Annotated in this window: 22 protein-coding genes; 15 read left to right on the top strand and 7 right to left on the bottom strand. The window is 62.3% G+C overall.

What is annotated here, in order from left to right; all coding sequences use genetic code 11:
* Nucleotides 1-145: 145 nt before the first annotated feature.
* Nucleotides 146-1,459, top strand: coding sequence for a branched-chain amino acid transport system II carrier protein (brnQ, locus tag ACLEJQ_RS09410; protein WP_440794282.1), 1,314 nt, complete (start codon nt 146-148; stop codon nt 1,457-1,459).
* A 256-nt stretch (nt 1,460-1,715) separates the two neighbouring features.
* A complete protein-coding gene (locus ACLEJQ_RS09405; protein ID WP_440794280.1) occupies nt 1,716-2,456 on the top strand; it encodes a DUF599 domain-containing protein in 741 nt (246 codons plus the stop codon).
* Between the two features lie 78 nt (nt 2,457-2,534).
* Here the strand turns inward: ACLEJQ_RS09405 and ACLEJQ_RS09400 are convergent, their stop codons facing one another.
* Nucleotides 2,535-2,798: a hypothetical protein gene (locus ACLEJQ_RS09400; RefSeq protein WP_440794278.1), complete on the bottom strand. Its 264-nt coding sequence runs from the start codon at nt 2,796-2,798 to the stop codon at nt 2,535-2,537.
* Between the two features lie 159 nt (nt 2,799-2,957).
* Here ACLEJQ_RS09400 and ACLEJQ_RS09395 point away from each other — a divergent pair, with 159 nt between their 5' ends.
* The 4 genes from ACLEJQ_RS09395 to ACLEJQ_RS09380 all read left to right on the top strand — a co-directional run bounded on the left by ACLEJQ_RS09395 (nt 2,958) and on the right by ACLEJQ_RS09380 (nt 6,684).
* The gene (locus ACLEJQ_RS09395) at nt 2,958-3,434 is read left to right on the top strand and encodes a PaaI family thioesterase (protein WP_440794418.1); all 477 of its coding nucleotides are present in this window, start codon (nt 2,958-2,960) and stop codon (nt 3,432-3,434) included.
* Entirely contained in the window at nt 3,431-3,892 is a 462-nt protein-coding gene (locus ACLEJQ_RS09390; RefSeq protein WP_440794276.1) for a PaaI family thioesterase, read from the top strand. The genes ACLEJQ_RS09395 and ACLEJQ_RS09390 overlap by 4 nt, the downstream gene beginning before the upstream one ends.
* Nucleotides 3,893-3,979: 87 nt before the next feature.
* Nucleotides 3,980-5,884, top strand: a complete 1,905-nt coding sequence (gene htpG, locus ACLEJQ_RS09385) for a molecular chaperone HtpG (protein WP_440794274.1) — start codon at nt 3,980-3,982, stop codon at nt 5,882-5,884.
* A gap of 71 nt (nt 5,885-5,955) precedes the next feature.
* The gene (locus ACLEJQ_RS09380; protein ID WP_440794272.1) at nt 5,956-6,684 is read left to right on the top strand and encodes a dienelactone hydrolase family protein; all 729 of its coding nucleotides are present in this window, start codon (nt 5,956-5,958) and stop codon (nt 6,682-6,684) included.
* Between the two features lie 160 nt (nt 6,685-6,844).
* Here the strand turns inward: ACLEJQ_RS09380 and ACLEJQ_RS09375 are convergent, their stop codons facing one another.
* Nucleotides 6,845-7,705, bottom strand: coding sequence for a pirin family protein (locus tag ACLEJQ_RS09375; RefSeq protein WP_440794416.1), 861 nt, complete (start codon nt 7,703-7,705; stop codon nt 6,845-6,847).
* A gap of 124 nt (nt 7,706-7,829) precedes the next feature.
* Here ACLEJQ_RS09375 and ACLEJQ_RS09370 point away from each other — a divergent pair, with 124 nt between their 5' ends.
* Both ACLEJQ_RS09370 and ACLEJQ_RS09365 read left to right on the top strand, forming a co-directional pair.
* Nucleotides 7,830-8,840 carry an amidohydrolase family protein gene (locus tag ACLEJQ_RS09370; protein WP_440794271.1) on the top strand — a complete coding sequence of 337 codons (1,011 nt, stop codon included), beginning with the start codon at nt 7,830-7,832 and terminating at the stop codon, nt 8,838-8,840.
* A 194-nt stretch (nt 8,841-9,034) separates the two neighbouring features.
* Entirely contained in the window at nt 9,035-9,499 is a 465-nt protein-coding gene (locus tag ACLEJQ_RS09365) for a DUF3859 domain-containing protein (RefSeq protein ID WP_440794269.1), read from the top strand.
* A gap of 202 nt (nt 9,500-9,701) precedes the next feature.
* Here ACLEJQ_RS09365 and fabB read toward each other — a convergent pair whose 3' ends face one another.
* The 5 genes from fabB to ACLEJQ_RS09340 form a co-directional block, all read right to left on the bottom strand.
* Nucleotides 9,702-10,922 carry a beta-ketoacyl-ACP synthase I gene (gene fabB / locus ACLEJQ_RS09360; protein WP_440794267.1) on the bottom strand — a complete coding sequence of 407 codons (1,221 nt, stop codon included), beginning with the start codon at nt 10,920-10,922 and terminating at the stop codon, nt 9,702-9,704.
* An 11-nt stretch (nt 10,923-10,933) separates the two neighbouring features.
* Nucleotides 10,934-11,449 carry a 3-hydroxyacyl-[acyl-carrier-protein] dehydratase FabA gene (gene fabA / locus ACLEJQ_RS09355; RefSeq protein WP_440794265.1) on the bottom strand — a complete coding sequence of 172 codons (516 nt, stop codon included), beginning with the start codon at nt 11,447-11,449 and terminating at the stop codon, nt 10,934-10,936.
* Nucleotides 11,450-11,697: 248 nt separating this feature from the next.
* Nucleotides 11,698-13,599, bottom strand: a complete 1,902-nt coding sequence (locus tag ACLEJQ_RS09350) for an ATP-binding protein (protein WP_440794263.1) — start codon at nt 13,597-13,599, stop codon at nt 11,698-11,700.
* Nucleotides 13,596-14,528, bottom strand: a complete 933-nt coding sequence (locus ACLEJQ_RS09345; RefSeq protein ID WP_440794261.1) for an ABC transporter substrate-binding protein — start codon at nt 14,526-14,528, stop codon at nt 13,596-13,598. The genes ACLEJQ_RS09350 and ACLEJQ_RS09345 overlap by 4 nt, the downstream gene beginning before the upstream one ends.
* Nucleotides 14,529-16,652 carry a TonB-dependent receptor plug domain-containing protein gene (locus tag ACLEJQ_RS09340; protein WP_440794260.1) on the bottom strand — a complete coding sequence of 708 codons (2,124 nt, stop codon included), beginning with the start codon at nt 16,650-16,652 and terminating at the stop codon, nt 14,529-14,531.
* 199 nt (nt 16,653-16,851) lie between these two features.
* Here ACLEJQ_RS09340 and ACLEJQ_RS09335 point away from each other — a divergent pair, with 199 nt between their 5' ends.
* The 7 genes from ACLEJQ_RS09335 to ACLEJQ_RS09305 all read left to right on the top strand — a co-directional run bounded on the left by ACLEJQ_RS09335 (nt 16,852) and on the right by ACLEJQ_RS09305 (nt 22,074).
* Nucleotides 16,852-17,877 (top strand): NAD(P)H-dependent glycerol-3-phosphate dehydrogenase, encoded by a 1,026-nt coding sequence (locus ACLEJQ_RS09335; RefSeq protein ID WP_440794259.1) that lies wholly within the window; start codon nt 16,852-16,854, stop codon nt 17,875-17,877.
* A gap of 30 nt (nt 17,878-17,907) precedes the next feature.
* Nucleotides 17,908-18,255, top strand: a complete 348-nt coding sequence (locus ACLEJQ_RS09330; RefSeq protein ID WP_440794257.1) for a DUF4389 domain-containing protein — start codon at nt 17,908-17,910, stop codon at nt 18,253-18,255.
* Nucleotides 18,252-18,704: a phosphohistidine phosphatase SixA gene (gene sixA / locus ACLEJQ_RS09325; protein ID WP_440794255.1), complete on the top strand. Its 453-nt coding sequence runs from the start codon at nt 18,252-18,254 to the stop codon at nt 18,702-18,704. Before ACLEJQ_RS09330 ends, sixA begins: the two co-directional genes overlap by 4 nt.
* Nucleotides 18,705-18,749: 45 nt before the next feature.
* Nucleotides 18,750-19,193, top strand: coding sequence for a hotdog fold thioesterase (locus tag ACLEJQ_RS09320; protein WP_440794253.1), 444 nt, complete (start codon nt 18,750-18,752; stop codon nt 19,191-19,193).
* 290 nt (nt 19,194-19,483) lie between these two features.
* On the top strand, nt 19,484-20,278 hold the full coding sequence (locus ACLEJQ_RS09315; RefSeq protein ID WP_440794251.1) for an alpha/beta fold hydrolase: 795 nt from the start codon (nt 19,484-19,486) through the stop codon (nt 20,276-20,278).
* The gene (locus ACLEJQ_RS09310; RefSeq protein ID WP_440794249.1) at nt 20,275-21,126 is read left to right on the top strand and encodes an alpha/beta hydrolase; all 852 of its coding nucleotides are present in this window, start codon (nt 20,275-20,277) and stop codon (nt 21,124-21,126) included. Before ACLEJQ_RS09315 ends, ACLEJQ_RS09310 begins: the two co-directional genes overlap by 4 nt.
* A 129-nt stretch (nt 21,127-21,255) precedes the next feature.
* The gene (locus ACLEJQ_RS09305) at nt 21,256-22,074 is read left to right on the top strand and encodes a DUF4892 domain-containing protein (RefSeq protein WP_440794247.1); all 819 of its coding nucleotides are present in this window, start codon (nt 21,256-21,258) and stop codon (nt 22,072-22,074) included.
* Nucleotides 22,075-22,130: the final 56 nt, after the last annotated feature.

The following is a 22,130-nucleotide window of genomic DNA, read 5'->3' as shown; positions in this document are numbered from 1 at the left end:
CGTTAGGCTAGCCGCCATTTTTGCGCTCGCGGCCCACAAGGAAGCGGCGCGCTAAACGGGTTGGTCTGATACGGACCGACAGCATTTCCCTTTACCCTCGGGGAAATCCCTCTCTAAATTCCGATTCAGTAGTGTGGTTTCCTTAATGAAAGTGTTGAAAGGCCAGGACATCCTGGCACTTGGTTTCATGACATTTGCCCTGTTTGTCGGGGCTGGCAACATCATCTTCCCACCCATCGTCGGCTTGCAGTCCGGTCCCCATGTCTGGATGGCGGCGCTGGGCTTCCTGATCACCGCCGTCGGGCTTCCGGTCATCACCGTCGTGGCTCTGGCCAAGGTCGGTGGCGCCATGGACGCCTTGAGCAGCCCGATCGGCAAAATCGCCGGCGGCCTGCTGGCAGCCGTGTGCTACCTGGCGGTGGGACCGCTGTTTGCCACGCCGCGTACCGCCACCGTCTCGTTCGAAGTCGGCCTGGCGCCGCTGACCGGCGAAAGCCCGCTGGCACTGTTTCTCTATAGCGCTGTGTATTTCCTGGTGGTGTTCTTCATCTCGCTCTACCCGGGCCGCCTGCTGGACACTGTCGGGCGTTTTCTCGCGCCGTTGAAGATCATCGCCCTGGCGGTACTGGGCATCGCTGCATTTGCCTTGCCTGCCGGTGATATCGGCGTGGCGACCCCGGAATATGTTGCGGCGCCGTTTTCCCAAGGCTTCATCAATGGTTACCTGACCATGGATACCCTGGGTGCACTGGTGTTCGGCATCGTCATTGTGAACGCGATCCGTTCCCGTGGTGTCGAGTCGCCAGCGCTGATCACCCGCTACGCCATCATTGCCGGGCTGATCGCCGGGGTAGGGCTTGCGCTGGTCTACGTCAGCCTGTTCCGCCTGGGCTCGGGCAGCCATGAAGTGGCCGCCGGTGCGACCAACGGCGCCGCGGTATTGCACGCCTATGTGCAGCACACCTTCGGCAGCCTGGGCAGCGGCTTCCTTGCCGTGCTGATCTCCCTGGCATGCCTGGTGACCGCGGTCGGCCTGACCTGCGCCTGCGCCGAATACTTCAGCCGTGTCCTACCGCTGTCCTACAAGACCCTGGTGGTGATCCTGGCAGCGTTTTCGCTGCTGGTGTCCAACCTGGGCCTGACCAAGCTGATCGCCTTCTCGATCCCGGTTCTCACCGCGATCTACCCCCCGTGCATCGCACTGGTGGCCCTCAGCTTCTGTAAGGACTTCTGGCACGAGCAGGGGCGCATCGTCGGCCCGGTGATGCTGGTGTCGTTGCTGTTTGGCCTGGTCGACGCGCTCAAGGGCGCCGGCCTGGCAGACTGGATGCCGGCACAGCTGGCCCATCTGCCGCTGAGCGAGCAGGGCCTGGCGTGGCTGGTGCCTTCGGTGATGACCCTGGCGGTGGCCGTGGTCTGTGACCGCCTGCTGGGCAAGCGCAGCGAAGCACTGGCCTAAGCTTATCGGTAAACACTGAAATGCCCCGTATCACTCGATACGGGGCATTTTTTTTGGGCGGCAGTGTCTTTTCTGGTGAGCTAACGTCGAAGCAGTGCCTTCAAGATTTACACAAGCCCTTGTGGGAGCGAGCCTGCTCGCGATAGCGGAGTGTCAAGCGGCTTATTTGTAGCTGACCCCCCGCATTCGCGAGCAAGCTCGCTCCCACAGGGTTCATTGCAAGTGGCTCCATGTCCATTTCATACAAAGGAATTGCATGTCATTCATCCAAGCCAACCTGACCCATCTGCTGGCCGCCGCCTGGTTCATCATCTGCTGGGCCGGCTATACCCGCTACGCCTCCTGGAAAGCCCGCGACACCGCGTGCCTGGCCAGCGTGATGCACCTGTACCGCGAAGACTGGATGCGCCGCATGCTGCTGCGCGAGAACCGTATTGCCGATGCCAGCGTGATCGGCAACCTGGAGCGCAACGCCTCGTTCTTCGCCTCCAGCACGCTGATCATCCTGGCGGGGATCCTGACGGTGCTGGGGGCGTCTGACAGGGCAGTGTCGTTGCTGGCCGACCTGCCGCTGGTACAGCAGGCTTCCCAGGGCATGGCGGAGATAAAGTTGCTGTGCCTGGCGCTGGTATTCGTCTATGCATTCTTTACCTTCAGTTGGTGCATGCGCCAATACAACTTCGCCGCAGTGTTGGTTGGCTCGGCACCGATGATCGGCGAGCGCCACGTTTCTGAGCAGGAACGCAAGGCATTTGCTCTAAGGGCGGCGCGGGTTATTTCCATGGCGGCCAACCAGTTCAACTTCGGGCTGCGCTCTTATTATTTCGGCATGACCATGCTGGCATGGTTCGTCAGCCCGTGGTTGTTCATGTTGATGAGTGCCGGCGTGGTATTCGTGTTGTATCAGCGCGAGTTTCATTCCGATGTGCTGGACGTGATGGTGTACACCCCAACGACGGAAGCGCCTGCGCCTGAGGCCGGCAAGGAAGCGGCCTGAGCGCACCCTGGGCTTGTCAAATCGCAGACAAAAGAAAACCCGCACCAAGGCGGGTTTTCTTTTATCACTAAAACCGGATCAGTTGGTTTTAGGCGCAGTAGCCGGTGCGGTGGCAGGTGCTTGTTCCTGCGCGGCGGCTTTGTTCGCTTCGTTCTGATCTTTGGCAGCTTCGGCGTTTTCTTTCGCCGCTTCGTTCACTTTATCCTGTGCTTCGCCCATTTTCTGTTGGGCTTCCTGGGAATGTTGGTTGGCGTCTTGAGCTTTGTCCTCGGATTTCTTATCGCAGGCAGCGAGACCGAGGGAGGCGGTCAACATCAAGGCAATAGCTAAAGTCTTACGCATGGGGTGTTTCTCCTTATGGAAATAACTACTGGCCTTTTGAGCAGCACCCCTCAGGTTAAGTTCCTCTTTTGCTACAGATATATAACCTGGTGTTGCGATTGAACTTTTATCCGGATAGGCCGTTGTCAGGCCAAGCCACTCGCTAGAGCATCGATGAAAATGCCCGAAAATCCCGTTTTTGAGCGTGCCACACGCTTTTTATCCGCGCTGCGCCATTGCCAGGTGTTGGGCTTGAAGCTGCATAGCGCCAGTCGTGAGGGGCTGACGGTGGTCCTCCCGTTCAGCCCGCGAATCGTCGGAAATCCGCTGACCGGTATCATCCACGGCGGCGCGCTGACCTCGCTGATGGACACCGCGTGCGGCATGTCGACCCTGTGCGTGCTGCCGCAGTTCGAGGTCTGTCCGACCCTGGATTTGCGCATCGACTACATGCACGCCGCCGAGCCCCACAAGGACGTCTATGGTTTCGCCCAATGCTACCGGGTCACTCCAGACGTGATTTTCACCCGCGGCTTCGCCTACCAGGACGACCCTGAACAACCCATCGCCCATGTGGTAGGCACCTTCATGCGCCTTGGCCAGCACGCCAGGGGCGTACGAACAGGTGGCCCGACGCTCACCGGGGAAACGCCATGACCGACATCCCTCACGAACAACTGCGCCAGGCGTGCGAGCGGGGCGACTACGCGCTGCTGTTGGCGTCGATTCCCTATGCGCAACTCATCGGCGTCGAATGCATACGCCAGGACCAGGCGCTGCTTTTCCGCCTGCCGGCGAACAAGGACAACATTGGTAACCCTTTACTGCCGGCGATTCATGGCGGCGTGATTGCCGGGTTCATGGAGTTGGCGGCAGCCGTTCATCTGCTGATCGCCACCGGCGTGCCGAACGTGCCGAAGATCATCGACTTCTCCCTGGATTACCTGCGCGCCGGGCAGTTTCGCGACACCTATGCCAGATGCCAGGTCTGGCGCCAGGGGCGACGAGTCGCCAACGTTGCGATCACCGCCTGGCAGGACACCGAGGCCGAACCCATCGCCACCGCCCGGGCGCATTTCAAGATCCAGGAGCCTTCGAAAGCACCTCGCCCTTGAAATCATCCCCGTAGCCCCCACCTTGAGGTCATCCCGCCGCCAATCTCAGCGAGGCGGACACCACCATCCACTTGGAGTTTGATGACCATGAGCGTGGAAACTCAAAAGGAAACCCTGGGCTTCCAGACCGAGGTGAAGCAACTGCTGCACCTGATGATTCACTCGCTGTATTCGAATAAGGAAATCTTCCTTCGCGAGCTGATCTCGAACGCCTCTGACGCTGTCGACAAATTACGTTTCGAAGCCCTTTCCAAGCCTGAACTGCTGGAAGGTGGCGCTGAGCTGAAAATCCGTGTGAGCTTCGACAAGGACGCGAAAACCGTCACCCTCGAAGACAACGGTATCGGTATGAGCCGCGAAGAGGTGATCACGCACCTGGGCACCATCGCCAAGTCCGGCACCGCCGATTTCATGAAGAACCTGTCCGGTGACCAGAAGAAGGATTCGCACCTGATCGGCCAGTTCGGTGTGGGTTTCTACTCCGCGTTCATCGTCGCCGAACGGGTCGAAGTGTTCAGCCGCCGTGCCGGCCTCGCTGCGAGCGAAGGCGTGCACTGGTCGTCCAAGGGCGAAGGCGAGTTTGAAGTGGCCACCGTCGACAAGGCGGACCGCGGTACCCGCATCGTGCTGCACCTCAAATCCGGCGAAGACGAGTTCGCCGATGGCTGGCGCCTGCGCAACATCATCAAGAAATACTCCGACCACATCGCGCTGCCTATCGAGCTGCCGAAGGAAGTCACCGCCGCCGAAGGCGAAGAAAAGCCTGAAGTGGAATGGGAAACCGTCAACCGCGCCAGCGCCTTGTGGACCCGTCCGCGTACCGAGGTCAAGGACGAGGAATACCAGGAGTTCTACAAGCACATCGCCCACGATTACGAGAACCCGCTGAGCTGGAGCCATAACAAGGTCGAAGGCAAGCTGGAATACAACTCGCTGCTGTACGTGCCGGCCCGTGCGCCATTCGATCTGTACCAGCGCGAAGCGCCACGCGGCCTGAAGTTGTATGTGCAGCGTGTGTTCGTCATGGACCAGGCCGAGTCGTTCCTGCCGCTGTACCTGCGTTTCATCAAGGGCGTAGTGGATTCCAATGACCTCTCGCTGAACGTTTCCCGGGAAATCCTGCAGAAAGATCCGATCATCGACTCCATGAAGTCGGCGCTGACCAAGCGCGTGTTGGACATGCTGGAAAAACTCGCCAAGAACGAGCCTGAGCAGTACAAGAGCTTCTGGAAGAACTTCGGCCAGGTGATGAAGGAAGGCCCGGCCGAAGATTTCGCCAACAAGGAAAAAATCGCCGGGCTGCTGCGCTTTGCCTCGACCCAGGGCGATGACGGCGAGCAGATCGTCGGCCTGGCCGATTACCTGGCCCGCGCCAAGGAAGGTCAGGACAAGATCTACTACCTGACCGGCGAAACTTATGCACAGGTCAAGAACAGTCCGCACCTGGAAGTCTTCCGCAAGAAAGGCATCGAAGTGCTGTTGCTGACCGACCGCATCGACGAGTGGCTGATGAGCTACCTCAATGAGTTCGACGGCAAGAGCTTCGTCGACGTGGCCCGTGGTGACCTGGACCTCGGCAACCTGGATTCGGAAGAAGACAAGAAAGCCGCCGAGGAGATCGCCAAGAGCAAGGAAGGCCTGGTGGAGCGGATCAAGACCGCGCTGGGCGACGCCGTCAGCGAAGTGCGCGTGTCTCACCGCCTGACCGATTCGCCGGCGATCCTGGCCATCGGCGAGCAGGATCTGGGCCTGCAGATGCGTCAGATCCTCGAAGCCAGCGGCCAGAAGGTCCCGGATTCCAAGCCGATCTTCGAATTCAACCCGGCGCACCCGTTGGTGGAAAAACTCGACAACGAGCAGAGCGAAGAGCGCTTCGGCGACCTGTCGCACATCCTGTTCGACCAGGCGGCCCTGGCGGCCGGCGACAGCCTGAAGGACCCGGCGGCGTATGTGCGTCGCCTGAACAAGCTGCTGGTTGAACTGTCAGCTTGATCTAGTGCAGGAAAAAACCCGCTTCGGCGGGTTTTTTCATTCCAGGTGTTCCCTTTGATGAGGAGTCCGTCATGAGTCAGGTTACGGTTCGTTCGGTGGTCTATCAGATCGATGGTCAAAACTATGAAGGCCGCCTGGCCTTCGACGTCAGCCAACAGGGCTCGCGCCCGGGTTTGCTGATGGCGCCCAACTGGATGGGTGTAGGGGCGGGGGCTGAAGAGATTGCCAAGTCAGTGGCGGCCAACGGCTATGTCGTGCTGATCGCCGACCTGTATGGCCAGGACGTGCGCCCGAGCAATGCCGATGAGGCGGGCGCGGCAATGATGCCGTTGAAAAATGACCGGGCGCTGTTGCGCAAGCGCATGCAGGTGGCGCTGGAACAGTTGCAAAGCCAGGGCGAAGCGCAGGTCGATGCGTCGAACCTGGCCACTTTCGGTTTCTGCTTCGGCGGCTGCTGTGCCTTGGAGCTGGCCCGCACCGGCGCGCCATTGAAAGCCGCCATCTCGTTCCACGGCACACTGGACACGCCCAACCCGGCGGATGCGAAGAACATCAAGGGTTCGGTATTGGTGATGCACGGTGCCTCGGACCCGCTGGTGCCCAAGGAGCAACTGCCGGCCTTTGAAGAAGAAATGAATGCCGCCGGGGTGGACTGGCAACTGCTGAGTTACGGCGGTGCGGTGCATTCGTTCACCGACCCGCAAGCCAATGTGCCGGGCAAGATGATGTACAACGCCACGGTCGCCAAACGGGCGTTCCGGTCGATGCATAATTTGTTGGGTGAGGTGTTCAAGGATTGAAACCGGGGACTGGATCCGGTTTATCTGTTGTCTGATACGACGCTATCGCGAGCAAGCTCGCTCCCACATTGACCGAGTAGTTCGCAATATTTGCTAACCACACCGATCCACTGTGGGAGCGAGCTTGCTCGCGATGGCAATCTATCAGGCAGTGCTGAATTCAGGGCAACTCAATCCGCTCGCTTTCCCCCGGCACGCTCGGCCAGTCCCCGGCCGCCCAGCGTCGGCGGGCTTCATCGATCCGGGCCGGGTCGCTGGAGACGAAGTTCCAGTTCATCCGCCGCGGCCCATCCAGCGGTGCGCCGCCGAACAGCACGGCGTGGCAGTCACCGCCGGCGAACAAGGTCATTTCTTCTCCGGCCGGCAGGATTACCAGCGAACGGGGTTCCACCGGCTCGTCGTCTAACAGTGCTTCGCCGCTCAATACATACAACGCACGCTCTTCATGCTCAGTGGGGATCAGCAGGGTCGTCGCGGTTTGCAGGTTCAATTCGGCATACAGCGTAGGAGAAAGCACCGGCACTGGCGATTCCAGGCAAAAGCCTGACCCGGCAATCATCCGGATCTTCACCCCGAGGTTCTCACTCACCGGCAGTGACCGGGCCGGGTGATGGCTGTAATGCCCCGGCCCCTGTTCATGAGTCTTGGGCGAGGCCAGCCAGACCTGCAAGCCGTGGAGCACGAATTCGCGGCCCAGTTGGGGCTCGGGGGTACGTTCGACATGGGCAATGGCGCTGCCGGCGGTCATCCAGCTGACATCGCCGGCTACGACCACTTGATCGGAGCCCAGGCTGTCCTTGTGCTGGAGCGTTCCCTCGAACAGGTAGGTGAGGGTGGACAGGCCGATATGTGGGTGCTGACGGATGTTCATGCCTTTACCGGCCGGGTAGGACGTTTGCAGCATGTGGTCGAAGAACACGAAAGGTCCGACGCTGCGGCATTGGGCGGACGGCAGCGGCCGGAGAATCGGCTGGCCTTCAACGTCTTCGGCACGGGGGCGAACGGTCAGGGGCGTGGTCATGGTGGCTTCCAGGTTGTGCACGGTGGCGCAGAGCATAACCCGCCGCCATGAGGCGCGGCACGCACGTTTGAACCCAGGCGGGACGGGCGAGGTCTATCCTGCTCATGGCCTATGGAGATTGCCTGTGCCCTCGATCCGCCTGATCGTTGCCTGGTTGCTGGCTATTTGCGCCAGCAGCGCTGTTGCCCGCGAATATGCCTACAGCGATGCACACCTGCATTACGTGGACTTCTTTCAGGAAACTGCCGGCATGCCCAAGCTGCTCCAGGCGATGGCGGACAATCGCATCGAGCATGCGATGATTGCCGGGATTCCGGTGGCCAAGAAGTGGCACGAGGATGAACCCAAGCGACCGCGCTACTACGCCGGCGACGATGCGGATGCCTATTGGTACAGCGCCACCGATGTGATCGTCGCCGCAGCGGTGAGCAAACTGAGCGCTGAACAACGGCGGCGCTTCCATCCGTTCCTGTCGGGTTTCAATCCCAACGACAAGAACTCCGATGCGCATATCCAGCGCATGCTCGACCTGTATCCGGGGCTATGGCAGGGCATCGGCGAGGTATTTACCCGCCATGACGACCTGACCGCGCTGACGGCGGGGGATACACCGCGTGCCAACAACGAAGCGATGACCCGCATCTATCACCTGGCGGCCGAGAATGACCTGCCAGTGATGCTGCACTCCAACATCACCTCCAAGCGCGAGAAAAACCCGCTGTACCTGGCGGAGATCGAAGAGCCATTGCGTAATCACCCGCACACGCGCTTTATCTGGGCCCACGCCGGCACGAGCATGGAGATCCACCGGCACCAGACCCGACTGGATTTTCTGTTGCCGACCTTGACGCGGATGCTTGAGTCTTACCCCAACTTGTACATCGACCTGTCCTGGAGCCTGCTCACGCCTTATTTGCTGGATGAGGCGGGCAAGCCCAGGCAGGAATGGGTGGAACTGGTGGAGCGCTTTCCAGAGCGGTTCATGGTGGGGTCGGACGTGGTGGGCCGTTTCAACAAGTTGGGCCAGGAACTGCACGGCTTCGATCCGTTCCTGGATGCGTTGCCCGAAGAGGTGGCGAGGAAGGTGGCGCGGGATAATTTCCTGGCGGTGTTGCCGCGCTCCGCTCCCAGATGAGCGAACTTTGTGGCGAGGGAGCTTGCTCCCGCTCAGTTGCGTAGCAGCCGCAAAAAAAAAGCAGGGGCCGCTGCGTGGCCCAGCGGGAGCAAGCTCCCTCGCCACAGAGGAATGAGGTGCATGTAAAGCTCTTTGTCATCAGTCTGTCACCCCCGCGTCATACCCTCGCGCTCATCTCAATCAAGGAGCGCACTATGCACCTCACCCGTTCAAGCGCACTGGTCGCGCTGCTGTTGACCTGCGGCCTGGCGCAAGCCGAGGTCCGCGTCGAAGGCCCGGTGGAATACGGCGTTTTCGAAGGGCCGCAAGCCGAGCTGCAATCGGGGGAGCGGGTCCTGCGTCGCAGCAACGAGCAGATCCGCCAGACCGAAAACGTACCGGCGAAGCTGGGCACCAAGTTCGGCATGCGCTATCAACTGGCGGGCAAGGTCGCGGATGACCAGCCGTTGACCCTGTTGTACTTCACCCCGGGCATCCGCACTCCCGACGGCGTACGCCACGACAAATTCGAAGTGGTGCAGAAACTGGTACCCGGTGCGCCCCAGGATGTGATGGCCTACGAGTTCACCGAAAGCCATGAAGTCGTGCCGGGGGAGTGGCGGTTCATGGTGTTCCAGGGTGATCGGTTGCTGACGCAGCAGGGGTTTGTGGTGCGCTGATACTCAAATGCTGTGGATGCACCCGGACCCCTGTGGGAGCGAGCCTGCTCGCGATGACGGCAGCACATCCAACATCCCTGCAAGCTGACACACCGCATCGCGAGCAGGCTCGCTCCCACAGGGGACGTTGGTGCGTTCAGCAGGCATAAAAAAACGCCCCGAACCAGTCGGGGCGTTTTTCAGTGTGGCGTAGCGGCGGGGCTTACTTGCCCTGCCAGCGCTTCAGCACCAGGGTGGCGTTGGTGCCGCCGAAGCCGAAGCTGTTGCTCATCACGGTGTCGATGGTGGCGTCTTCGCGAGTCTTGGTCAGGATCGGCAGGTCAGCCACTTCCGGATCCAGCTCGTCGATGTTGGCCGAACCGGCCATGAACTTGCCTTCCATCATCAGCAGGCAGTAGATCGCTTCATGAACGCCGGCGGCGCCCAGGGAGTGACCCGACAGGCTCTTGGTGGAGCTGATGGCCGGTGCCTTGTCGCCGAAGACTTCACGTACACCTTTCATTTCCGCGACGTCGCCGACCGGAGTCGAGGTGCCGTGGGTATTGAGGTAGTCGATAGGCGTGTCGACGGTGGACATGGCCATCTGCATGCAACGGACGGCACCTTCGCCGCTCGGGGCAACCATGTCGTAGCCATCGGAGGTGGCGCCGTAGCCGACGATTTCCGCGTAGATTTTCGCGCCGCGGGCCAGGGCGTGTTCCAGCTCCTCGACCACCACCATGCCGCCACCACCGGCGATGACGAAGCCGTCACGCTTGGCGTCGTAGGCGCGGGAGGCTTTGTCCGGGGTTTCGTTGTACTGGGTGGACAGTGCGCCCATGGCATCGAACAGGAACGACTGGCTCCAATGTTCTTCTTCACCGCCGCCGGCGAAGACAATGTCCTGCTTGCCCAGCTGGATCTGCTCGACCGCGTTGCCGATGCAGTGGGCACTGGTGGCGCAGGCGGAGGAGATCGAGTAGTTGACGCCCTTGATCTTGAACGGCGTGGCCAGGCAGGCCGAAACGGTGCTGCCCATGGTCCGCGTGACGCGGTACGGGCCAACGCGCTTGACGCCCTTGTCGCGCAGGATGTCCAGCGCTTCCATCTGGTTCAGGGTCGACGCGCCACCGGAGCCGGCGATCAGGCCGGTGCGCACGTTGGACACTTGCTCGTCGGTCAGGCCGGAGTCTGCGATGGCGTCTTTCATGGCCAGGTAGGCGTAAGCCGCCGCGTGGCCGACGAAACGGTAGATCTTGCGATCGATCAATTCTTCGAGGTTCAGGTCGATGGAGCCGGAAACCTGGCTACGCAGACCCATTTCGGCGTATTCCGGATTGAACCGGATGCCCGGGCGACTTGCACGCAGGTTAGCGGAGACGGTCTCTTTGTCATTGCCCAGGCACGAAACGATTCCCAGACCAGTGATAACGACGCGGCGCATGCGGATAACCCTTAGAAGTTGTCAGTGGAGGTGAAAACGCCGACCCGAAGGCCCTCGGCGGTGTAGATCTCGCGACCGTCGACAGTGACCGAACCGTCGGCGATGGCCAGGTTCAGCTTGCCCTTGAGGACGCGCTTGATATGAATGTTATAGGTGACTTTCTTCGCGGTCGGCAGCACCTGACCGAAGAACTTCACTTCGCCCGAGCCCAGGGCGCGACCGCGACCCGGCAGACCCTGCCAGCCGAGGAAGAAACCGACCAGTTGCCACATGGCGTCCAGACCCAGGCATCCCGGCATCACCGGATCGCCCTCGAAGTGGCAGGCGAAGAACCACAGGTCCGGAGTGATATCCAGCTCGGCGACCAATTCACCTTTGCCGTACTTGCCACCCATGTCGCTGATCAGGGTGATGCGATCCACCATCAGCATGTTAGGGGCGGGCAGTTGCGCGTTACCTGGGCCGAACAGCTCACCGCGACTGCAGCGCAGCAGATCTTCCCGGGTAAAGGCGTTTTGTTTGGTCATGCGAGCTCCTCAATAGTCCCATGCGGCAGGGTGGGGCAAATCTTCCCGGTCGCTCGAAGCGGTCATGCCTCGAAGCGACAGCCTACTCATAGACTATTGCGTTGTAGTGAAAGTCACAGCACACGGGAAATGAATGTACACCTGTGCACTGAAATTTTAATCAAGCCTCCGGTGAAGGCTCGTTTGGGTGCCTAAGACTGCCGCACTTTCGCCTTTCACGCCAGTCGCAGATCGTCCAATGGCCGGGACTAATGCACCCAGCGCTGCAGAATCTGCTGCAGTTCCAGCCTTTTGAACGGTTTGGCCAGGTAATCGTTCATACCGGCCTCAAGACACGCTTCGCGGTCGCCCTGCAAGGCGTTGGCGGTCAAGGCGATGATCGGCACATCAGTGCATCCCGGCAGTTGGCGGATCCGCCGCGTGGCTTCGTAGCCATCGATGACGGGCAGCCGGCAGTCCATGAGAATCGCTTCGAAAATCAGGCTCTCGGCGCTGCGCACGGCCTGGGCGCCATCGGTGGCGACGCTGACGATGAACCCGAGGCTGCGCAGCATGGCTTCGATCACGGTCTGATTCACCGGATTGTCCTCTACCAGCAGGATGTTGCGACCTTCACCATCGCCGCTGCCAACCGGCGAGCGCGGCACCGGGGCGGGGGGCATCTGGCGCGACAGTGCCAGCGGGATTTCCAGGGTGAACACCGACCCCCGGCCTTCCTCGCTCTGGGCCCGCAGCGTACCGCCCATGCGTTCGGCCAGGGTACGGGCGATCGGCAAGCCCAGGCCGGTGCCGCCGTAGCGGCGGGAAATCGAGCTGTCGGCCTGTTGGAAAGCGTCGAACATCCGGTCCAGGCTTTCGGTGGCAATGCCGATACCACTGTCGCGCACGGTGCAGGTGAACCACAGCAGTTCGTGGTCCAAGGCCTGCCATTGGCATTGCACAGTGATCCGCCCCTGTTCGGTGAACTTCAGCGCGTTGCCGATCAGGTTGACCAGGATCTGCCGGATCCGCGTCGGATCGCCCTGGACCTGCAAGGCCTGCATGTCTTCAGGGATCTGCAGTTCCAGCTCCAGCTTGCGTTGCGCAGCGCTGTGTTGGAACGACTGGGCGCAACTGCCCACCAGTTCGGCCAGGTTGAACGCAATATGTTCCAGCTCCAGGGCCGAGCGTTCGATGCGCGAGAAGTCGAGGATGTCGTTGATCACCTTCAACAGGTGCTCGGTGGATTGCGAAGCCAGCGCCGTGTACTCGTGCTGCTCGTCGGTCATGCGCGTGGTTTCCAGCAGTTGCAACATGCCCAGCACGCCATTCATGGGCGTACGCAGTTCATGACTCATCATCGCCAGGAACTCGGACTTGGCGCTGTTGGCTTTCTCCGCTTCCTCCCGGGTCTGGATCAGTTGCGCCATGGCTTGGTGCTGTTCCCGGCTGGCCTGCTGCAAGCCTTCGGCCAGGTTATTGATGTGCCGCGACAACGCCCCCAACTCGCCGTCATCGACGATGGGCAGCGGTGTGCTGTAGTCCCCTTGTTGGATCGCCTTGACCGCGTTGCCGATGTCACGGATCGGTTGGGACAGGCTGGACGCCAGCCGCCGCGCCACCAAAAACGTGAACAGCAGTGCGAACAGCGCCAGGATTGCGGCCTTGAGCAGGATTTCCTGCTGACGCTGGCTGAACGCGTCGTTAGACATGCCGACAATGACCCGACCCAGATAATCCTCGAGCGGTGCCTCGATGGATGTGCTGGTGCCCTGCAGGAAATCATTGTTCAGGGCGATGCGTTGCAGGCGCACCGGCGCCTGGAACACTTCGACCTGCTGGGCGCGGCTGCGGGTCTGTTCGGGTTGCTCGACATACACCAACACTTTCCCGGCGCTGTCCTGGACTTCCAGAAAACGCACGTGAGGCGTCGCCAGGGTCGCGGTGAGCAGGCTTTCCAGGACCTCGTTGTTGCCGGAAATCACCCCGTACTCCGTGGCAGGAGCCAGTTGGTTGGCGATCAGTTGCCCGGTGTGATTGAGCTCCTGGCGCAGGTCCTGGATCCGCACGAAGGTAAAGAAGCTGATCAACAGTACGGTCAGCAGCAACGCCGGGCCGAGGGCGATGACCTGAGTGCGGGTGTTGATGTCCCAACGGCGACGCAAGGTCATGGGCGTTGTTCTCCTTCGGCCAGCATTGCCGCGACGGATTCGGCTTCGATCGGTTCGATCCCCAGCGAGCGGGCGACCTGGCGGTTGCCCAGGACTTTGAAGCGGGTCGGATAAAGGGTGCGCGGCCAACTGGCGGCGGGACGGTCGAGCAACTCGTCGAGAATCGCCAGCCAGTCTTCCTGGTCGCTGTAGCTGCTGGCCAGGCTGCCGGCCTTGACGAACGCAGCGCTCGGGCCGATCAGCGCACGCTGCCGGGCGTAGCTGCTGAGCAACAGGTTCTTGACCGTCTTGGGGTTGTACAGGTCGGGGTCATCGAGGCCCAGCAGCACATCGCTCTGGCCCAGCAGGTTTTGCAGGGGGCGGCTGTCGCTGGTGTCGTCCCAGCGCTCGGCGACGATCTCCAGGGCCAGTGGTGCGGCGGCCTGGCGAATGTCCTTGAGCAGGAATTCGCTGTGCCGGTCGTACAGCACGCCGACCCGCCGCACTTGCGGCAGGATCGTGCGGATCAGCCGCAATTGTCGCGCCACCGGCGGGTCGCTCCACAGCAGACTCAGATGCTCGGGTGTGGCGTCGCCGAGGCGCTCCCGGGCTTGCTGGCGACTGATGCGTAACACCAATGTCGCCGGTCCGCGGGCGTCCTGCAAACGCCAGTCGAGGCTGGGCATATCAAGCAGGATCAGGCGGACGCCGGCCGGCAGCTTGTCCGGCGCCGGCAGGCTGGCCAATGGCGTGAATCGCACCTCATCCTCGGGCCGCAGCGCTCTGAGGGCCTGGGTGAAGGATTGCACGCCGGGGCCGTCCTCGGCGCCGGTCAACAGAATGTCGGCGGCGCGGGCCTCGAACATCGCCAACCAGCCGGCCAGCAGCAGGCATAACGCCAGTGGCAGGCGGCCAGACAATGGCGTCTTGCGTGAGCGGCCCCGGGCCATCTAGAAGGACAACTCCGCACTGAAGTACAGGGTATGGCGCGAGTCGTAGCGGTTGTCGATGAACGTGGTGGGTTGATTATCCAGGCGCTCTTGCAGGACGCCGGCCAGCTCCAGGCTCGCCTTGCCCAGGGGGATGCGCCGGGCGAGGCGGGTGTCGACCCGTTCGAAGCGATAACCGTTGATGGCATCGGCGGCGTAGTAGAACACAGCGCTGTTCCAGCCTTGGCCCCAGTCCCGCAGCCAGCCGGCCGAACCGCTGTTGCGGGCTGTCAGTTGTTCGTCGAGCGGGTTGCTGGCCTTGGCGTCGACGTAGGCATAGGTCAGGCGCAGGCGGTCGGCGCTGGTCATGCGCCAGTCGAATTGGGTTTCGGCGCCGGAAAACTCTGACCGATTGCTGTTGCTGGCGATGTACTGATTGTTGCGCAGCGGTTCGCTGATCATGCCGGTTATTTCGTCATGGAACAGCTTTACGTCCATCGCCAGGCCCAGGTCCATGAAGAAACCGTTGTAGCCCAGTTCTCGGGAGCGCATGTGTTCCTGCTCCAGGTCGCCCGGGCCACGGGTTCGGACGAAGTAACGGGCACTGCGCTGGCCGAAGGCGGCGGGCTGCAGGCTGGTGACCTGATAGCTCCAGTTGACGTTGTTCTCGAACATGTCCGGCGAACGCACGGCTTCGGAGTACACCGCCCGCAGGCCGTGGCGCGGGGTGATCAGGTAATTGACCGCGACCCTCGGGGTCAGCGAGCTGCCGGTCAGGCGGGTGTCTTCGAACATCGCGCCGCCTTGCAGCAGCCAGTGTTCACTGGCTCGCCATTCGAGCTGGCCGAACAGCCGCCAGGTGGTGTCGTCCACGGTGCCGTTGAAATAGGTCTCGGAGTCGGCCCGGTCGTAGCGATAGTTCGCCCCGGTGACCAGGCGCAGGCTGTCGGACAAGCTCAGCGTGTCCTGGATTTCCAGGTCGTAGCGCGACTCCCGGGCGCTCTGGTCGATGTCCCCGCAGAGCGTGCGCGAAGCGCCGTTGCGCCACTGGTCGAGCACCTGGTTGCCGAGCGCCTGTTCTTGCGCGGTGCCGGGCGGCGCGCCGCTGGCGGTGAAGCTGGGCATATTGCGCGCCAGCTTCTCGGCGTAATAAGGGTTGAGTTGCCACAGGTCCGTCAGTTGCGGGCTGAAGGACACTTCGGCATCGCAGGCGCGCCAGGTCTGCTGGCGATCCCAGTGCTGGGCCGAGCCTTGTACATAAAGGCTGTGCTCGGGATTCAGGTCCAGGTTCCAGCGCAGGGAACCGGCATAGTCCTTGGCAATGACGTCGGAGTTATCCCCAGCGGCGGTGATCCCGGCAAATACCGGGCGGTAGGTGTAGGGCCGCTGGTTGGTCCCGTCCTTGGCATTGAGCTGCCAGTCGATGCTTTGCCGCTCATCGAGGGTCTGGCTGACGGACAGGTTGAAGCGGTTCAGGCGACGGCTGTCACGGTAGTCGGCGCCGTTGCGGTTGCTGTCAAAACCGTCGTCTTCCTGGCCGGACAATGACAGTCGCAGGTCGCCGCCGTCCCAGCCGCTGCCCTGGCTGGCGTACCAGTCGCTGATGCCGCGCTGGCCCCGGGTGATTTTCATCCGGGTGCCGTGGCTGTCGGCAGGCGCGCGAGTGATGATGTTGACCACCGCCATCAGCGCATTGGCGCCGTAGCTGACGGTATTGGGACCGCGGAAGACTTCGATTCTCTCGATGTCCTCCATGGCTACCGGAATATCGCTCCAGTCCACGGTCGCCAGGCCGGCGCGATACACCGAGCGGCCATCGATCAGCACCTGCATGCGCCGTGCTTCGCTGGCGTTGGTGCCGTGATAGTTCACGGCGGCCTGGTTGCCGCTGATATTGCCGACCATCATGCCCGGCACCAGGCGCAACAGTTCGCTGATGTCCCGGGCACCGCTGGACTTGATCAACTCGCTGTCCAGTACCGTCATGCTGCCTGGCACCGCCGCCGGCGATTGCTTCAGGCGCGTGGCCGTCAGCACTTGCGGCAACGGCTGGCTGTCGACAAACAGGTCGTCAGCCAGCACCGGCGGGCTGATGATCAGCGCCAGTAACAGCGACGAGCCTGGACGGAGGGGGCCAACTGACACGGCACAGCCTTCGGTAATGGAGGAATGGCGGGCATGGTAACTGAGCTGAACGACTTTTCCATTCACGTTGATGGCATTTTCCCAAGAGCTGAGAGTCAGCTTTCTACCATTGCAGGTAATTTTTGCCGGGGCTGGTCGCGCTCCGGCCGCTCCGTATAATGCCCCGCATTGCCACTTGGTATGGATGAACGGATTGCATATGACTGAACAGCGCCCGATTGCGGTCCTGGGAGGCGGGAGTTTCGGTACCGCCGTGGCCAACCTGCTGGCCGAGAATGGCCTTGTAGTGCGCCAATGGATGCGCGACCCGGAGCAGGCCGAGGCTATCCGGGTCAACCGCGAGAATCCGCGTTACCTCAAGGGCATCAAGATCCGCCCGGAAGTGGAGCCGGTCACCGATTTGCAGGCGACCCTGGAGGACAGCGAGCTGTTTTTCGTCGCCTTGCCGTCCAGTGCCTTGCGCTCGGTCCTGGCGCCCCATGCCGAACGCTTGAGCGGCAAGCTGCTGGTGAGCCTGACCAAGGGCATCGAGGCCCAGAGCTTCAAGCTGATGAGCGAAATCCTCGAAGAAATCGCCCCCAAGGCGCGGATCGGCGTGATCTCCGGGCCGAACCTGGCGCGGGAGATCGCCGAGCACGCGCTGACCGCCACCGTGGTCGCCAGTGAAGACGAAGCGCTGTGCCAACGAGTCCAGGCCGCGCTGCATGGCCGTACCTTCCGGGTCTATGCCAGCGCCGATCGTTATGGGGTGGAGTTGGGCGGGGCCCTGAAGAACGTCTATGCCATCATCGCCGGCATGGCAGTGGCACTGGGCATGGGCGAAAACACCAAGAGCATGCTGATTACCCGGGCGCTGGCGGAAATGACCCGGTTTGCCGTGAGCCAGGGCGCCAATCCGATGACCTTCCTGGGATTGGCCGGAGTGGGCGACCTGATCGTCACCTGTTCTTCGCCCAAGAGTCGTAACTATCAGGTCGGTTTCGCCCTCGGCCAGGGCTTGAGCCTCGATGAAGCGGTGTCGCGCCTGGGGGAAGTCGCCGAGGGCGTGAACACCCTCAAGGTGCTCAAGGCCAAGTCCCAGGAGGCGGGCGTCTACATGCCACTGGTCGCCGGGCTGCACGCGATTCTGTTCGAGGGGCGCACGCTGGAGCAGGTCATCGAACTGTTGATGCGGGGCGAACCGAAGACCGATGTCGATTTCATTTCCACCAGCGGTTTCAACTGAACCTTTACTGACCGCGAGCAGGAGCGAGCCATGAACGATCCGAAAGGGCAACCCCAATACGAGTCCATCCTGTTGCGTGTGCTGTGGATGGTGATCTACCTGCTGGTCTGGCAGGTGGCGCAGTTCATCCTCGGCGCCGTGGTGCTGGTGCAACTGGTTTATCGGCTGATCTACGGCGCCCCCAGCGCCAGCCTGATGAATTTCGGCGACAGCCTGAGCCAGTTCCTCGCGCAGATCGGTCGTTTCGGCACGTTCCACAGCGACCAGAAGCCTTGGCCGTTCGCGGACTGGCCGACCCCACGCGCACCGGACGGCGAAGCACCGCACGCCGTGGCGCCGGCGCCGCACCCGGTCCGCGATGAAGAGCCGAAGCTATGAAACTGTGGATATTGCGCCATGGTGAGGCCGAGCCTTACGGCGCTCGACCGGATCCTGAGCGAACCTTGACCTCCCACGGCCGCGAAGAAGTGCTGCGCAGTGCCGCCGGGTTGATCGGCCAGCCGCTGCTGGCGATTTACGCCAGCCCTTACCGGCGCGCCCAGCAGACGGCGCAACTGGTGCGCGAAGCGCTGGGGTTCGAGCCGGAACTGGTCACCGTGGATTGGCTGACGCCGGACACCCGGCCCCAAGCGGTGCTGGAGCACCTCGGGGACCAGGGCGATGTGCTGCTGGTCAGCCATAACCCGTTGGTGGGCAGCTTGCTGGGATTGCTGCAGCACGGTCATCTGCAACAACCCGAACAGGTGAAGACGGCCGGCCTGGCCGAGCTGGAAGGCGAGCTGCCGCTGGCCGGGGCGATGACGCTCAAGGGCCTGCGTCATCCGTGAGGTGGCACAATTGAATGCAACAAAAACAACAAAGGAAAGGCAACGATGAGTCTGTGGCGCACCACCCCCAACATCGAACAACTGAACGCGGCTGGTAAAAATACCATCAGTGAAGTCCTGGACATCCGTTTCGAGTCGTTCGACGACGAGTCCTTGACCGCCAGCATGGTGGTCGACCATCGCACCCACCAACCGTTCGGCCTGCTGCACGGCGGCGCTTCGGTGGTACTGGCCGAGACGGTCGGTTCCATGGCTGCCTACCTGTGCGTGGACACCAGCAAGTTCTATTGCGTGGGCCTGGAGATCAACGCCAACCACCTGCGCGGCGTGCGCAGTGGCCGGGTCACCGCCACCGCCCGGATGGTCCACCTGGGCCGCACCACCCAGGTCTGGGACATCCGCTTGACCAACGATGACGGCAAGGTCAGCTGCGTATCGCGCCTGACCATGGCCGTGGTGCCACTGGGCGAGCAGCCGCCGGCGCGTTGAGGTTTTGTGGCTGCCGAAGGCCGTATGGCTGGCAAATCCACCGTGGCGAGGGAGCTTGCTCGCGCTGGGCTGCGAAGCGGCCCCATACCTACCAACTCCATTCCCCTGGTACAGCGCGCATCCTGAAATAGGGCCTGCTACGCAGGCCAACGGGAGCAAGATCCCTCGCCACGGGGGATTCTGGGGCCATAGCCCAACCCCGCCTGTCATCATTCCTGTCACTTACGGTCATTGCCGCGCCAACGGCTTGTGCGGACAATCAGCCGCAGTTCCCCAATGGATCGGCTGTCATGTCGCAACAGGTATTTTTCGCCCACGCCAACGGTTTTCCATCGGCCACCTACGGCAAATTGTTCGCCGCGCTGGCGCCGCAGTACGAAGTCGCACACCTGGAGTTGCACGGGCATGACCCACGCTTTCCGGTGGACGACAACTGGCACAACCTGGTGGACGAGCTGATCCATCACCTGGAGCTGCAACCGGCACCGGTGTGGGGCGTCGGTCACTCCCTGGGCGGCGTGCTGCATCTGCACGCGGCCTTGCGTCGTCCGCAGCTGTACCGTGGCGTGGTCATGCTTGATTCACCGGTGCTGACCCGAGCCGACCAATGGGTGATCCTGGCCGCCAAGCGCCTCGGTTTCATTGATCGCCTGACCCCGGCCGGCCGGACGCTGGGGCGACGCGAGGAATTCGCGGACCTGGCGTCGGCCCGGCAGTATTTCGCCGGCAAGACCCTGTTCCGTGGTTTCGATCCGGATTGCTTCGACGCCTACTTGCAACATGGCCTGCGGCAGGACGGTGATCGACTGCGACTGCGTTTCGACCCTGCCACGGAAATCAGCATCTATCGCGGCGTACCGCACACCAGCCCCGGACGGGCGCGCAAGCTCAAAGTGCCGTTGGCGGTGGTGCGCGGGCGGCAGAGCCGGGTGGTGATGCGTCACCACACTCGTTCGGTGGGCCGCATGCCCCAGGGCGAGGCCTTGAGCATGCCCGGCGGTCACATGTTTCCCCTCGAACGTCCGCAGGACACCGCCAACCTGCTCAAGGACCTTTTCCAACGCTGGGAAGGGCGCAGCGCATGAGTGTGGTCGAAGAGGTCCGCCTGAGCCTGCCCCATATCGAACTGGCGGCGCATCTGTTCGGCCCGGAAAATGGCCGGCCGGTGATCGCCTTGCACGGCTGGCTGGACAACGCCAACAGCTTTGCCCGCCTGGCGCCGCGCCTGGAGGGCCTGCGGATCATTGCCCTGGACATGGCCGGCCACGGTCACTCCGGGCATCGGCCGCCCGGTGCCAGCTATTCCCTTTGGGATTCGGCCCACGACGTCCTGCAAGTCGCCGAACAATTGGGCTTGAAGCGTTTTGCGCTGCTGGGGCACTCCATGGGGGCCATCGTTGCGCTGGTGCTCGCCGGCTCTTTGCCGGAGCGGGTGACACACCTGGCACTGATCGACGGATTGATCCCTCCTACCGCCAAGGGTGATAACGCGGCCGAGCGCATGGGCATGGCCTTGCAAGCGCAGCTGGATTTGCAACACAAACGCAAACCGGTCTACGAGACCCTCGAGCGCGCCATCGAAGCGCGCATGAAGGGACTGGTCGCGGTGAGCCGCGAGGCTGCCGAGTTGTTGGCCCAGCGCGGCCTGATGCCGGTGCCCGGCGGGTATACCTGGCGCACCGACAACCGCCTGACCTTGCCGTCGCCCGTGCGCCTGACCGATGAGCAGGCCATGGCATTCGTGGCGCGGATCGGTTGCCCTGCACATCTGGTGGTGGCGTCCGGCGGCTTGCTCGTGCAACACCGTGCCCTGCTGGAGCGTCTACCCTTCAGTCATGAACAGCTGCCAGGCGGCCATCATTTGCACGTGAACGACGAGGCGGGTGCCGCGCTTGTAGCAGACTGTTTCAATCGGTTCTTCAGCGATTCTTGACTTGCGCCGGGCAACTGTCGAGGCTGGGCGGGTTGAAAGGGAGACAACCATGACAGATCTCTGTTTACTCGCCTCACGCTGCGTCGATGCCACCCGCCGTATCCAAGCCTTTCGGGCCAAGTCGACCCGATGAAATTATCCATTCGTATCTTTGTCCTGCTGATGCTGCCCTGCATCAGCCCGGCCTCGTTCGCCGCCGATGTGCCCGGCAGTCGCGACCTGGAACCTGTACCCCGCATGCCCGATGCGCAGATTGTCGATTATCGGCAATCCAGCGACGTGGAGCGGGTCTATCCCATGAGCGCGATCCGCAAGATCAGCGGCCAGTTGCGTTTCGACGGTCAGGTCGACAGCCGGGGTAATGTCACTTCGGTGACCTACGAGCTCCCGCCTGAGCATTCGGCCACCCACGGCTTTACCGCCGCTCGCGAAGCCTTGCAGAAGCAGGGCGCGCAGGCGTTGTTCTGGTGCCAGGCCCGGGATTGCGGCGAGAGCAGCCTGTGGGCCAATGAAGTGTTCGGCAATGCCAAGCTCTACGGCGCCGACAACGGGCAGGCCTACCTGCTGCTGCGCCTGGCGCCGCCGGCGGACAACACATTGATGGCGCTGTACGCCATCACCCGCGGCAACCGCAAGGCCTACCTGCACGTCGAGCAGTTCGAGGCCGGTGCACCGCTGGGAGAGCTGCTGCCAACCTCGGCCACGCTGCTGCGCCAGCTCAAGGACACCGGGGTGCTGGATCTGCCGCGCCTTTCCGGCGCGCCGGACGACGCCTGGGTTCGTCTGTTGTCCCGGGCACTGAACCTGAACACGGGCCTGCGGGTCAGTATCGCCGGACCCAACGCCGAGGACTGGCTGCAGGCCCTGGCGGCGCAGGGCGTGCGACTGGCGCGCATGGAGACCGCAGCGGGCGATGCGGTGGGCCTGCACCTAGAGTTGCTGCGCTAAGCTGTTGCGAGGCGACGAATACCACGCCGTTGCCTCGACCCTGTTCATTTCCGAGA

Source organism: Pseudomonas sp. SMV71, from assembly GCF_052042015.1.
GTDB lineage: Bacteria > Pseudomonadota > Gammaproteobacteria > Pseudomonadales > Pseudomonadaceae > Aquipseudomonas.
The sequence above is the reverse complement of the archived record's forward strand: the minus strand, read 5'-3'. Positions and strand labels throughout refer to the sequence as shown.